The sequence below is a fragment of the Nocardia sp. NPDC058666 genome (genome assembly GCF_042714895.1).
Taxonomy (GTDB): Bacteria; Actinomycetota; Actinomycetes; order Mycobacteriales; family Mycobacteriaceae; genus Nocardia.
In genome coordinates this window covers 1,221,776-1,233,895 of record NZ_JBHXRY010000001.1, presented here as the reverse complement: position 1 = coordinate 1,233,895, position 12,120 = coordinate 1,221,776, and the positions used below count along the sequence as shown (strand labels likewise).

At 66.2% G+C, this 12,120-nt stretch carries 10 protein-coding genes; 7 read left to right on the top strand and 3 right to left on the bottom strand.

From position 1 onward, the window contains the following. Nucleotides 1-42: 42 nt before the first annotated feature. From ACFWVD_RS05715 to map, 3 genes are all read right to left on the bottom strand, one after another. Nucleotides 43-825: a metallophosphoesterase gene (locus ACFWVD_RS05715; RefSeq protein ID WP_379240770.1), complete on the bottom strand. Its 783-nt coding sequence runs from the start codon at nt 823-825 to the stop codon at nt 43-45. 119 nt (nt 826-944) lie between these two features. Continuing rightward, nucleotides 945-2,513, bottom strand: a complete 1,569-nt coding sequence (locus tag ACFWVD_RS05710; protein ID WP_379240981.1) for a cobyric acid synthase — start codon at nt 2,511-2,513, stop codon at nt 945-947. Nucleotides 2,514-2,521: 8 nt separating this feature from the next. Beyond that, nucleotides 2,522-3,385 carry a type I methionyl aminopeptidase gene (map, locus tag ACFWVD_RS05705; RefSeq protein WP_379240769.1) on the bottom strand — a complete coding sequence of 288 codons (864 nt, stop codon included), beginning with the start codon at nt 3,383-3,385 and terminating at the stop codon, nt 2,522-2,524. 23 nt (nt 3,386-3,408) lie between these two features. On the opposite strand from map, the gene ACFWVD_RS05700 reads away from it, so the two are divergent. The 7 genes from ACFWVD_RS05700 (at nt 3,409) to fdhD (ending at nt 12,077) form a co-directional block, all read left to right on the top strand. Next, a complete protein-coding gene (locus ACFWVD_RS05700; protein WP_379240768.1) occupies nt 3,409-4,341 on the top strand; it encodes a LysR substrate-binding domain-containing protein in 933 nt (310 codons plus the stop codon). A 248-nt stretch (nt 4,342-4,589) separates the two neighbouring features. Next, nucleotides 4,590-5,987 carry an OFA family MFS transporter gene (locus ACFWVD_RS05695; protein WP_379240767.1) on the top strand — a complete coding sequence of 466 codons (1,398 nt, stop codon included), beginning with the start codon at nt 4,590-4,592 and terminating at the stop codon, nt 5,985-5,987. Between the two features lie 33 nt (nt 5,988-6,020). Further along, complete coding sequence (locus tag ACFWVD_RS05690) at nt 6,021-6,155, top strand: hypothetical protein (protein ID WP_379240766.1); 135 nt, start codon at nt 6,021-6,023, stop codon at nt 6,153-6,155. A gap of 10 nt (nt 6,156-6,165) precedes the next feature. Continuing rightward, nucleotides 6,166-6,639, top strand: coding sequence for an NAD(P)H-dependent oxidoreductase subunit E (locus ACFWVD_RS05685; RefSeq protein ID WP_379240765.1), 474 nt, complete (start codon nt 6,166-6,168; stop codon nt 6,637-6,639). Continuing rightward, nucleotides 6,636-8,192: a formate dehydrogenase beta subunit gene (locus tag ACFWVD_RS05680; RefSeq protein ID WP_379240764.1), complete on the top strand. Its 1,557-nt coding sequence runs from the start codon at nt 6,636-6,638 to the stop codon at nt 8,190-8,192. Before ACFWVD_RS05685 ends, ACFWVD_RS05680 begins: the two co-directional genes overlap by 4 nt. Further along, nucleotides 8,192-11,194 carry a formate dehydrogenase subunit alpha gene (gene fdhF / locus ACFWVD_RS05675; protein ID WP_379240763.1) on the top strand — a complete coding sequence of 1,001 codons (3,003 nt, stop codon included), beginning with the start codon at nt 8,192-8,194 and terminating at the stop codon, nt 11,192-11,194. The genes ACFWVD_RS05680 and fdhF overlap by 1 nt, the downstream gene beginning before the upstream one ends. A gap of 46 nt (nt 11,195-11,240) precedes the next feature. Next, a complete protein-coding gene (gene fdhD / locus ACFWVD_RS05670; protein ID WP_379240762.1) occupies nt 11,241-12,077 on the top strand; it encodes a formate dehydrogenase accessory sulfurtransferase FdhD in 837 nt (278 codons plus the stop codon). Nucleotides 12,078-12,120 lie beyond the last annotated feature (43 nt).

The following is a 12,120-nucleotide window of genomic DNA, read 5'->3' as shown; positions in this document are numbered from 1 at the left end:
GACCGCACGCGAGGAGCTGGCAGGACCCCGGCTTCCGACAGGTCAGAGCCGACGCCCTCGCGCTACCGGTAGGTCCGCCAGGTCGACAACCATCAGATTCTCGGTCAGCTGACCACCGTCCATGTCCAGAACGTGCACATCGGTCCGGTACCCGTGCGCCGGATCATCAAGGGTTGTGTCGAGGCGGCAGTGATAGTGCCCGGCGAACAGGCTCCCCGGCGCAACGACATCGACGACCCGCCGCAGAAGCTCGCGATGCTGTTGCGCCGCAGCGATTTCCGAGTCAGGGAACCCATGCGGATTGCCGTCGATACAGGGAATGTGGACGCCGTCCGGGACGTCATGACAAAGCATCACATCCGCAGGCCCACCGTTCGCCGCTTTCGCCGCCTCGAACAGCGTGATGGTTTCCCGTTCCCACCACTCACCCCGAGCCCGCCACAACCGATCCACCGAATGCGCGCCGCCCAGCGCGAGAAACGTCACCCCCGACCACGACCATCGATAAGTGCGCGGCAGGTAGAAGATGTTCGGGCGCAACGCAATCGCTGTACATCCATGCTCGTGTTCGCGCGGGTCGAGGTAGTCGTAGGAGTCGTGATTACCCGGCACGAACCCCATCAACAGCCCGGTGTCCTCGAGCGCCCGCTGCACCCGCGCAAGGAAGTTCGGCGCGAACTTATATCCGAGATCACCGACGTGCAGGATCGCTCGAGCCCCCTGCTCAGCCGCGTACCGAATCGCCCGATCAGCCCAAAAGCTGTTGCCATGCCAGTCCCCCGCACAAACGATCCGAGCCGGGGTGAGCCGTTCCCAGTCATTCACGCTCCGCGCCTTTCGATGTCATCGACGTGGCAACTGCCGACTACGTTCTACCAGGCACGATCCGACCCAGTCGCCCCATTTTCCGCCAGGGGCTCGGCGGCGCTTCGGGAGTGAGCCGGTCAGGGTTGCCGTGGGTCGAGGAGGGCGGTGGCGATGGTGGGGAGGGTGGTGGGGGCGCCTTGGTTGATCAGGGATTCCAGGGCGGGGAGGTCTAGGTGGGTTTCTATCAGGTCGGCCAGTAGGTCGAGTTGGGTTGTGCGGGTGGCGGTTACCGAGGTGTCGGGGGCGGGGGTGAAGCCGGGGCGGGCTGCTCGGGTGGCTACTTCGGCGAGCCAGGTTCGGCGGAACTCGTCGGATTCCAGGAGGCCGTGGACGTGGGTTCCCCAGATTGCTTCGCGTGCACTGCCTTCGGGGGTGCCGTCGATGGTCAGCCAGGCGGGGTCGGCGGTGCGGGTGACTCTGCCGTGGTGGATTTCGTAGCCGTGCACGGGAATCGAGGCTGCGGTGCCGTGTACCTGGCGGGCGATTTTCGGGTTCGCGAATTCGATGTCGAGGTCGAGGATGCCGAGGCCGGCCGCGGTGTGGGGTGGCGTGTCAGCGAATGCGGTCAGGGTTTGCGCCGCGCTGTGCTCGACGCCGTCGACGATGCGGGTGCCCAGCATTTGGTAGCCGCCGCAGATGCCCAGGATGGGGCGGCCTGCTGCCGCGCGGGCTCGGATGGCCTCGCCTAAACCGTTGGCGCGCAACCATTCCAGATCCGAGATCGTGGACTTGCTGCCGGGGATCACCACGAGGTCGGCGGTGGTGATCTGGTGGGGGCTGTCGGCCCAGCGGACCGAGACGCCGGGTTCGCAGGCGAGGGCTTCGATGTCGGTGGAGTTGGAGATGCGGGGTAGGCGGATGGCGGCGACGGTGAGCCAGTCGGTGCCGTGCGGTGGGGACGGGCGGCCGACGGTGGCGCCGGAGATGGTGCCGAGGGAGTCTTCGGCGTCGAGCCAGAGGTCTTCGGCGAACGGGAGGACGCCGAGGGTGGGGCGGCCGGTCAACGCCGTCAGTTGGTCCAGGCCTGGTTGCAGCAGCGATACGTCGCCGCGGAATTTGTTGATGATGAAACCCGAGATGAGTTGCTGGTCTTCGGGTTCCAGGACGGCGACGGTGCCGAACAGGTGCGCCAGAACCCCGCCCCGGTCGATGTCGCCGACGACGAGGACGGGGATGTCGGCGGTGCGGGCCAGGCCCATGTTCGCCAGATCGGTTGCGCGGAGGTTGATTTCGGCAGGCGAGCCCGCGCCCTCGCATATCACCACATCGAATTCGGCCCGCAGAGAGGATAATTCAGCAGCAACGACTTCGCGTAACTCTTGTCGACGCGTGAAATAGTCACGCGCGCCGACAGTTCCGACCGCCTTGCCCCGAACCACCAACTGCGAGCGCCGATCACTACCGGGCTTCAACAGCACCGGGTTGAACCGCACACTCGGCTCCAACCCACACGCCCGAGCCTGCAACGCCTGCGCCCGCCCGATCTCCCCACCATCGAGGGTGACCACCGAGTTGTTGGACATGTTCTGCGCCTTGAACGGCGCCACCCGCACCCCGCGCCGCGCGAGCATCCGACAAATACCCGCCACCACAACGCTTTTCCCGGCGTCGGAGGTAGTGCCCGCGATCAGCAGTGCGCCACGCAGGGGCGTGCTCACGGCAGGGTGAGAATCTCAGCGCCCGTCTCGGTGACAACCAACGTGTGCTCGAACTGCGCCGTCCATTTGCGGTCCGCAGTCACCACGGTCCAACCGTCATCCCAGATGTCGTAATCGATCCCACCGAGGTTGATCATCGGCTCGATCGTGAACGTCATGCCGGGCTCGATCACCGACTCGATATTGGGCTGGTCGTAGTGCAACACCACCAGACCACTGTGGAAAGTGGGCCCCACACCGTGCCCGGTGAAGTCACGCACCACCCCGTATCCGAAGCGGTTGGCGTACGCCTCGATGACGCGGCCGACCACGTTCAGGGCGCGACCCGGCTTGACAGCTTTGATCGCCCGGTTGGTGGCCTCTTCGGTGCGTTCGACCAGCAGCCGCACTTCCTCGTCGACATCGCCGGCCAGGAAGGTCCGGTTGGTGTCGCCGTGCACGCCGTGGATGAACGCGGTGACGTCGATGTTGACGATGTCGCCGTCTTCGATCACCGTGGAGTCGGGGATGCCGTGGCAGATGACCTCGTTCAGCGAGGTGCAGCAGGACTTGGGAAAGCCCTTGTAGCCCAGCGTGGAGGGGTAGGCGCCGTGGTCGCACATGTACTCGTGGGCGATGCGGTCGAGTTCGTCGGTGGTGACGCCGGGCGCTACCGCCTTGCCCGCTTCGTCGAGGGCCTGCGCCGCGATCTTGCCCGCGATCCGCATCTTCTCGATGGTCTCGGCGGTCTGCACCCAGGGCTCGTTGCCCTCGTTCGCCGTCTTCTTCCACACGTATTCGGGGCGCTCGATGGAGCGCGGGACGTCCCGGATCGGCGACTGGGTACCGGGAACTAGTGGCTGACGGGTGCGAACGGACATGCCTGCAGTGTATCTATGGGCTCATGCTGCTGCGTCAGATGGAGTACTTGATCGCGTTGGCCCACGAGCAGCACTTCGGTCGCGCGGCCGAGGCGTGTCATGTGTCGCAGCCCGCGCTGTCGGCGGGCATCCGCAAGTTGGAAAGCGAATTGCGGGTGCAGATCGTGCAGCGTGGGCAGCGATTCGGCGGCTTCACCGCGGAGGGCACCGAAGTGTTGGAGTGGGCGCAGCGGATGATCGCCGAGCAGGAACAGTTGCATTCGACGCTGTCGGGGATGCGCGGTGGCCTGACGGGTGTGTTGCGGATCGGCGCGATCCCCACGGCGTTGACCGCGGCGTCGCTGGTGACCACGCCCCTGCATCTGCGGCATCCGATGGTGCGGTTCTCGCTGGAGTCGATGTCGTCGCGGGAGATCGCGACCCGGCTCAACGACTTCGATATCGATATCGGGATGACCTATGTCGACGGTGATCCGTTGGGCCGGGTGCGGGTGGTGCCGCTGTATCGCGAGCGCTACCTGTTCCTGACTCCCGCCGACGGTGAGTTCGGCGGCCGCGAGTCGATCAGCTGGGCCGATGCCGCGACCGCGCCGCTGTGTCTGCTCACGCCGGTGATGCAGAACCGGCGGATCCTGGACGGGCATTTCGCCGAGGCGGGCGCCCGGATCGAACCGGTGGTCGAGACAGACACTGTTTCCGCGATCTACGCTCATCTAGAGTCGATGGGACTGTCCAGTGTCATCCCACACGCGTGGTTGCACAGTTTCGACATCCCGCGGGGAGCCAAGCTGCTGTCGATGCCGCAGCCGCGCCGATCCTTCCATGTGGGACTGGTACTGGCCGGTAAGGACCCCCGGTCGATCCTGGCGCGCACGCTGGTGGACACGGTCGGCGAACTCGATATCGCCGGTGAGCTGGACCGCGGTCTGGCGCGCGTGCTCACACACGATTTCTGATAACTGACGCTTATCAATTCATCGAAAATGAAACTTTGACGCTGATCACACTGCGGCCGCACTATTCACAGCACGGGACGGCGCGGCGCGATCAGCGGCGCAGCGCGGCCCGCTGACCGGCAGGTGATCATGAGCAGGGTTCGACGTCGAAACACCGATGGCCGCAACGCCGTCGGTGTTTTGTGCCGCCTCGCCACAGCCACCGCACCGGTGACCCATTACTGAGGGACACCTCGAGGAGGTGCGCAGTGCCTGCGCTTACTTTTCTGGACCGGGAGCACACGATCGCTCCCCTCGGCTACAGCCGGTGGCTGATTCCACCGGCCGCGTTGGCCATCCATCTGTGCATCGGTCAGGCCTATGCGACCAGCGTCTATAAGGACGCGTTGGTCAAGCATTTCGATTCCAGTCTCACCGCGATCGGCCTGATCTTCTCGATCGCGATCGTGATGCTGGGGCTGTCGGCGGCGATCTTCGGCACCTGGGTGGACCGGGTGGGCCCGCGCAAGACCATGTTCGCCTCGGCGTGTTGTTGGTCGTCGGGCTTCCTGGTCGCCGCGGCCGGTATCGCCACCGAACAGTTGTGGCTGGTCTATCTCGGTTACGGCTTCATCGGCGGTATCGGTTTGGGCCTTGGTTACATCTCGCCGGTATCCACACTGATCAAGTGGTTCCCCGACCGGCCGGGTCTGGCAACGGGTATGGCGATCATGGGCTTCGGTGGTGGCGCGATGGTCGCCGCGCCGTTGTCGCGGGAACTGTTGGCGCGCTTCGGCGGTGCCGCGGCCGGTGGCGACGCGGTGATGAAACTGTTCATCACGTTGGGCATCGCGTACTTCATCGTGATGATGCTGGGTGTGTTCACCGTTCGGGTGCCCGCGCCGGGCTGGAAGCCCGACGGCTTCGATCCGAAGTCGATCGCGGCGAAGCCGATGGTGACCACCGCGAATGTGTCCGCGGCCAATGCGATCAAGACGCCGCAGTTCTGGTTGCTGTGGGTGGTGTTGCTGTGCAACGTGACCGCGGGCATCGGCATTCTCGAGCAGGCCGCGGACATGATCCAGGACTTCTTCCGCAACGGCGACGGCGTGTCCACGGTGAGCGTGTCGGTGGCGGCCGGGTTCGTTGGCTTGCTGTCGGTGGCGAACATGGCGGGCCGGTTCGTGTGGTCGAGCACCTCGGACTATCTGGGCCGCAAACCCACGTACATGATGTACCTGGGTGTGGGCATGGCCGCGTATCTGACGCTGGCGCTGATCGGTTCGAACGCGACCGCGCTGTTCGTGATCCTGTGCGTGATCATCATTTCCTTCTACGGCGGCGGTTTCGCCACGGTGCCCGCGTATCTGCGCGATCTGTTCGGCACCTTCCAGGTCGGCGCGATCCACGGTCGACTGCTCACCGCCTGGTCGACCGCGGGTGTGCTCGGGCCGCTGATCGTGAACCGGGTGCTGGACGCCCAGGGCGAACCGGGTCATCTGATGGCCCGCGACTACCGACCCGCACTGTTCATCATGGTCGGTGTGTTGGCCGTCGGGTTCTGCGCGAACCTGCTGGTCCGCCCGGTCGCCGCGCGCTGGCACGAGAAGCAGCCGGTCACCGACGCCGCCGATGGTGCCGCCCCGCCGGCCGCGGTTCGCACCTGAAATCCCTTGGCGCGCACGTAAGGAGCTCCGATCATGACCGAAACACACACTCCCGCACCGCACAGCTACCGCACGCAGCTGGTCATCTCCTGGCTCGCGGTCGGAATACCGCTGGCCTACGGGATTTTCAACGCGGTGAAAGCCGCACTCAAACTCTTCAGCGGATAGAGGGGACCCGATGCAAGACACGACCGGACAGCTGGCCGACCTGGTCAGCACGGTGGCCGACAAGCACCGCGACGAACGCGGGCCGCTGCTACCGATCCTGCACGACCTGCAGTATCTGCTCGGCTATATCCCGCCCGAGGTCGTCGGTCTGGTCGCGACCGAACTCAATCTCTCGCGGGCCGACGTGCACGGCGTGGTGACGTTCTACAAGGACTTCCGCGCCGAGCCGGTGGGTCGGGTCTGTGTGCAGGTGTGCCGGGCCGAGGCCTGCCGGTCGGTGGGTTCGGAACAGCTGGCCGGTGACCTGGAGCAGTGGCTGGGCACCAAGACCGGGCAGACCACTCCCGACGGCCGGATCACCTTGGATCAGGTGTTCTGCGTGGGCAATTGCGCGCTGGGGCCGTCGGCGTTGATCAACGGACAGGTATACGGCCGGCTCGACCGAGACCGCGTCGCGCAGATCGTGCTGGCGGAGGAAGAATGAGCAAGGTCACCAAGGTCTATGTCTCGCGCGACTCCGCCGCCGCCTCGGTCGGGGCCGACGAGGTCGTGATCGGGTTGTACTCGGCGGCGTCGCGGATCGGCCGGGAGATCACGGTGGTGCGCACCGGCACCCGCGGGATGCTGTGGCTGGAACCTTTGGTCGAGATCGAAACCGACCGTGGGCGTGTGGGTTTCGGGCCGGTGCGGCCCCAGGACATCGACGACCTGGTCGAACTGGGCATGCTCGACGGGCTGCCACATGAGCTCAATCACGGTGTGGTGGAAGATCTTCCGTGGATGCGCGAGCAGCAGCGGCTGTGCCTGGCTCGCGTCGGCGTCACCGATCCGCTGTCGCCTTCCGACTATGTGGCACACGGCGGCCTGGCCGGGCTGCGCCGCGCGTTCGAGCTCACCCCCGCACAGGTGATCGAGGAAGTCACCGAGTCCGGGTTGCGTGGGCGCGGCGGCGCCGGGTTCCCGGCGGGGATCAAGTGGCAGACCGTGGCCGACGCCGAGGGTCCGCTGAAGTTCGTGTGCTGCAACGCCGATGAGGGCGACAGCGGCACCTTCGCCGACCGGGTGGTGATGGAGGGCGACCCCTTCAGCCTGCTGGAAGGCATGACCATCGCCGCGTACGCGGTCGGCGCGAGCGAAGGCTACATCTACCTGCGGTCGGAATACCCGGACGCGGCCTCGGTGCTCGAACAGGCCATCGAGATCGCCCGCAACCAGGGCTGGTTGGGCACCGACATTCTCGGCACCGGTTTCGCTTTCGACATCCACCTGCGGATCGGCGGCGGCGCCTACATCTGCGGCGAGGAGACCTCGATGCTGGAAAGCCTCGAGGGCAAACGCGGCATGGTGCGCCCGAAACCGCCGATCCCCGCGATCAGCGGCTTGTTCGGCAAGCCGAGCGCGGTCAACAATGTGCTCACCCTGGTGAGCGTGCCCGCGATCCTCGCCGACGGCGGAAAGGCTTACGCGGCACTGGGTGTCGACCGTTCGCGTGGCACCCAAGTGTTCCAGCTGGCCGGAAACGTCGCGCGCGGCGGGGTTTTCGAGTCCGCGTTCGGTATCTCGCTGCACGATCTGGTTTACAGGTACGGCAACGGCACCCGTTCGGGTCGGCCGGTGCGCGCGGTGCAGGTCGGCGGGCCGCTGGGCTCCTACCTGCCGGCCGACAAACTGGACCTGCCAACGGATTACGAGGCGTTCGGCGCGGCTGACGCGATGCTGGGGCACGGCGGGATCGTGGTGTTCGACGACACCGTCGACATGGCCGGGATGGCGCGTTTCGCGATGCAGTTCTGTGCCGAGGAGTCGTGCGGCAAGTGCACCCCGTGCCGGGTCGGCGCGGTGCGCGGGGTCGAGGTGATCGACCGCATCACCGGCGGTGTCGATACCGACGGCAACCTCGCCCTGCTCAACGACCTGTGTGACCTCATGGTGAGTGGATCCCTGTGCGCGATGGGCGGACTCACCCCCAACCCGGTACGCAGCGCGCTGCTGCATTTCCCGGAGGACTTCACCCCCGCACCACCCGAGGAGACCTGATGACACTCCTACCAGACAGAGATCTCGGCACGCCGGCTCCACCAGTCGATGCCACGCCAATAACAGTCGAAATCGACGGCCTGCCGGTGACAGTCGGCGAGGGCACCTCGGTGATGCGCGCCGCCGCCCTGGCCGGTATCGACATTCCGAAACTGTGTGCCACCGACAGTCTCGACGCGTTCGGCTCGTGTCGGCTGTGTCTGGTGGAGGTCGACGGCCGACGTGGCACGCCCGCGTCGTGCACGACCCCGGTCACCGAGGGGATGCGGGTGCGCACCCAGACACCGCAGCTGGAGAAGCTGCGTCAGGGTGTCATGGAGCTCTACATCTCCGACCATCCTCTCGACTGTCTGACCTGCCCCGCGAACGGCGATTGCGAGCTGCAGGACATGGCAGGCGTGGTGGGGCTACGTCAGGTCCGCTACGGGTACGAGGGTGAGAACCACCTCGACCTCGAAAAGGACACCAGCAACCCGTATTTCGACTTCGATCCGTCCAAGTGCATCGCGTGTTCGCGCTGTGTGCGCGCGTGCGGTGACATCCAGGGCACCTTCGCGCTGACTATCGAGGGCCGCGGGTTCGACTCCAAAGTGTCCGCGGGAGTGGGCGAGTCGTTCGTGGACTCCGAATGTGTTTCGTGTGGCGCGTGCGTGCAGGCATGCCCGACGTCGACGCTGCAGGAGAAATCCGTAGTGCAGCTGGGTATTCCGACGCGCACCGTGTCGACGACCTGCGCGTACTGCGGTGTGGGCTGCTCGTTCAAGGCCGAACTGCGCGGCACCGAACTGGTGCGCATGGTCCCGGACAAGAACGGCGGCGCCAACGAGGGCCACGCCTGCGTGAAGGGCCGCTTCGCGTTCGGTTACGCCACGCACCCCGACCGGATGCTCGAGCCGATGATCCGCGAAAAGATCACCGACGAGTGGCGAGTCGTGGACTGGGACACCGCGATCGGCTACGTCGCCGAGAGGATGCGCGCCATCCAGGATCGTCACGGTGCGGGTGCGATCGGCGGGATCAGCTCCTCGCGCTGCACCAACGAGGACGTGTATGTCGTGCAGAAGATGGTGCGCGCGGCGTTCGGCAACAACAACATCGACACGTGTGCGCGAGTGTGCCACTCCCCCACCGGATATGGGCTCAAGCAGACCTTCGGTGAGTCCGCGGGCACGCAGGACTTCCGGTCGGTCGCGAAGGCCGATGTGATCGTGGTGATCGGCGCCAACCCCACCGACGGGCACCCGGTGTTCGCGTCGCGGATGAAGCGACGGTTGCGCGAGGGCGCGAAGCTGGTGGTAATCGATCCGCGTCGCATCGACCTGGTGCGCTCGCCGCATATCGAGGCCGCGTACCACCTGCCGTTGCGGCCGGGCACCAATGTCGCGGTGGTGAACGCCCTGGCGCACGTGGTGGTCACCGAGGGCCTCGTCGACACCGAGTTCGTGAACAGCCGCTGCGAGGACTTCGAGGAATGGGCGCGGTTCATCGCCCAGCCCGAACACAGTCCCGAAGCCGTCGCCGACCTCACCGGCATCCCCGCCGCGGACCTGCGCGCGGTCGCCCGCCTGTACGCCACCGGCGGCAATGCCGCGATCTACTACGGCCTGGGTGTCACCGAGCACAGCCAGGGTTCCACGATGGTGATGGGCATGGCGAACCTGGCCATGGCCACCGGCAATATCGGCCGCGACGGGGTGGGCGTGAACCCGCTGCGCGGGCAGAACAATGTGCAGGGCTCGTGCGATATGGGGTCGTTCCCGCACGAACTGCCCGGCTACCGGCACGTGTCCGACGATGCGGTGCGCGAGGTGTTCGAAAGCCTGTGGCGGCGACCGATTTCCGCCGAACCGGGCCTGCGGATTCCGAACATGTTCGACGCGGCCATCGACGGCACGTTCCGTGGCCTGTATGTGCAGGGCGAGGACATCGCCCAGTCCGACCCGAACACCAAGCACGTGTTCGCGGCCCTGGCGGCACTGGATCTGCTGGTGGTGCAGGACCTGTTCCTCAACGAGACCGCGAAGTTCGCGCACGTATTCCTGCCGGGCACTTCGTTTTTGGAGGAGGACGGCACCTTCACCAATGCCGAGCGGCGGATCAACCGGGTGCGTCCGGTGATGGCGCCCGCCACCGGCAAGCACGAGTGGCAGATTCCGTGCGAGATCGCCAAGGCCATGGGTTACCCGATGGATTACGACCATCCCAGTCAGATCATGGACGAGATCGCGGCGCTGACACCGACTTTCGCTGGAGTGTCGTTCGCGAAGCTGGATCAGGTGGGCAGTCTGCAGTGGCCGGTCACCGCGACCGCGCCCGACGGAACACCGATCATGCATGTCGACGAATTCGTGCGTGGCAAGGGCAGATTCGTCACCACCACGTTCGTGCCGACCAGCGAACGGGCTACCCGCCGGTTCCCGCTGATCCTGACCACGGGCCGAATCCTGAGCCAGTACAACGTGGGTGCGCAAACTCGCCGCACCGCCAATGTGGTGTGGCACGCCGAGGACATCCTCGAAATCCACCCGCACGACGCCGAGGTCCGCGGCATCACCGACGGCGCTCAGGTGAGCCTGGCCAGCCGGGCAGGCGAAACCCGTTTGCACGCGGTGATTTCCGATCGAATGCCGCCGGGCGTGGTGTACACGACGTTCCACTACCCCACCACCGGGGCCAATGTCGTGACCACCGACAACTCCGACTGGGCCACCAACTGCCCCGAATACAAGGTGACCGCCGTGCAGGTGGCCCTGGGTTCGCCGTTGCGCGACGCCTCGCATCGCGAGCACCTGCCCGAGGCGATGCGGCTGGCCACCGAGATCGCCGCCCAGTTCCGTGACCTGCCGCAGCAGGAGGCGGCGTCGGTGATGGCCACCCATATTCGCAAGTACTGGGACCCGCGGATGCGAGACCAGTTGCGCGACCAGGTGATCCGTGCGGGCGCGACCTGCGACGCACACGTGCGGGCCACCGCCGAACTGCTCGAAGTGCCCGTCCGCTGACGAGCACCGCACGTCCGGAGCCGGCTTCGGGAGAATGGAGTACACAGTGGGGCGAGTGACCGCGCGGCGACGGGTGCTGCGCATCAGAGACGGTCAGTACTCCGAACGGCCCGACACCCTGGTCGCCGAGGAACCCCTCGAGATCAGGGTCGGCGGCACACCGTTGACGATCACGATGCGCACGCCCGGTGCGGATTTCGATCTGGCGGCGGGTTTCCTGGTCAGCGAAGGGGTGGTGCGGTCGCCCGACGACATCGCCACCATCCGGTACTGCGCGGGCGCCACCGACGACGGCAGCAACACCTACAACATCGTCGACGTGGTGCTCGCGCCCGGCGTGGCCCCGCCCGATGCCTCGTTGGAACGCAATTTCTACACCACGTCCTCGTGCGGGCTGTGCGGTAAGGCCAGCCTGGACGCGGTGCGCACCCACACGACCTGGTCGGTCGCCGACGATCCGATGCAGAGCACCGCCGGGGTGTTGTCGACCCTGCCCGAACAGTTGCGCGGCGCGCAGCGGGTCTTCGACACCACCGGCGGCTTGCACGCGGCCGGGCTGTTCACCGGGTACGGCGAATTGCTGTGCCTGCGTGAGGATGTCGGCCGACACAATGCCGTGGACAAGGTGATCGGGTACGCGCTGCAGTCGGGGATGCTGCCGTTGCGCGGCACGATCCTGATGGTGAGCGGTCGGGCCTCGTTCGAGCTGGTGCAGAAGGCGCTGATGGCGGGCATTCCGATGCTGGCCGCGGTGTCCGCGCCGTCGTCGCTGGCCGTGGATCTGGCACACGACAACGGGTTGACGCTGGTGGGTTTCCTGCGCGGCTCGTCCATGAATGTCTACACGGGCGCGATGCGCCTGGCGCAGCACGCGGTCATGTAGGCCACCGTTTCGGCCCGATCAATGGCGATCGGGCCGAAATGCG

Bases quoted from the DNA above. Each gene is read 5' to 3' on its own strand.
- map (WP_379240769.1), bottom strand. From the start codon at position 3,385: ATGTCCGTTCGCACCCGTCAGCCACTAGTTCCCGGTACCCAGTCGCCG.
- ACFWVD_RS05700 (WP_379240768.1), top strand. From the start codon at position 3,409: ATGCTGCTGCGTCAGATGGAGTACTTGATCGCGTTGGCCCACGAGCAG.
- ACFWVD_RS05690 (WP_379240766.1), top strand. From the start codon at position 6,021: ATGACCGAAACACACACTCCCGCACCGCACAGCTACCGCACGCAGCTG.
- ACFWVD_RS05685 (WP_379240765.1), top strand. From the start codon at position 6,166: ATGCAAGACACGACCGGACAGCTGGCCGACCTGGTCAGCACGGTGGCC.
- ACFWVD_RS05680 (WP_379240764.1), top strand. From the start codon at position 6,636: ATGAGCAAGGTCACCAAGGTCTATGTCTCGCGCGACTCCGCCGCCGCC.
- fdhF (WP_379240763.1), top strand. From the start codon at position 8,192: ATGACACTCCTACCAGACAGAGATCTCGGCACGCCGGCTCCACCAGTC.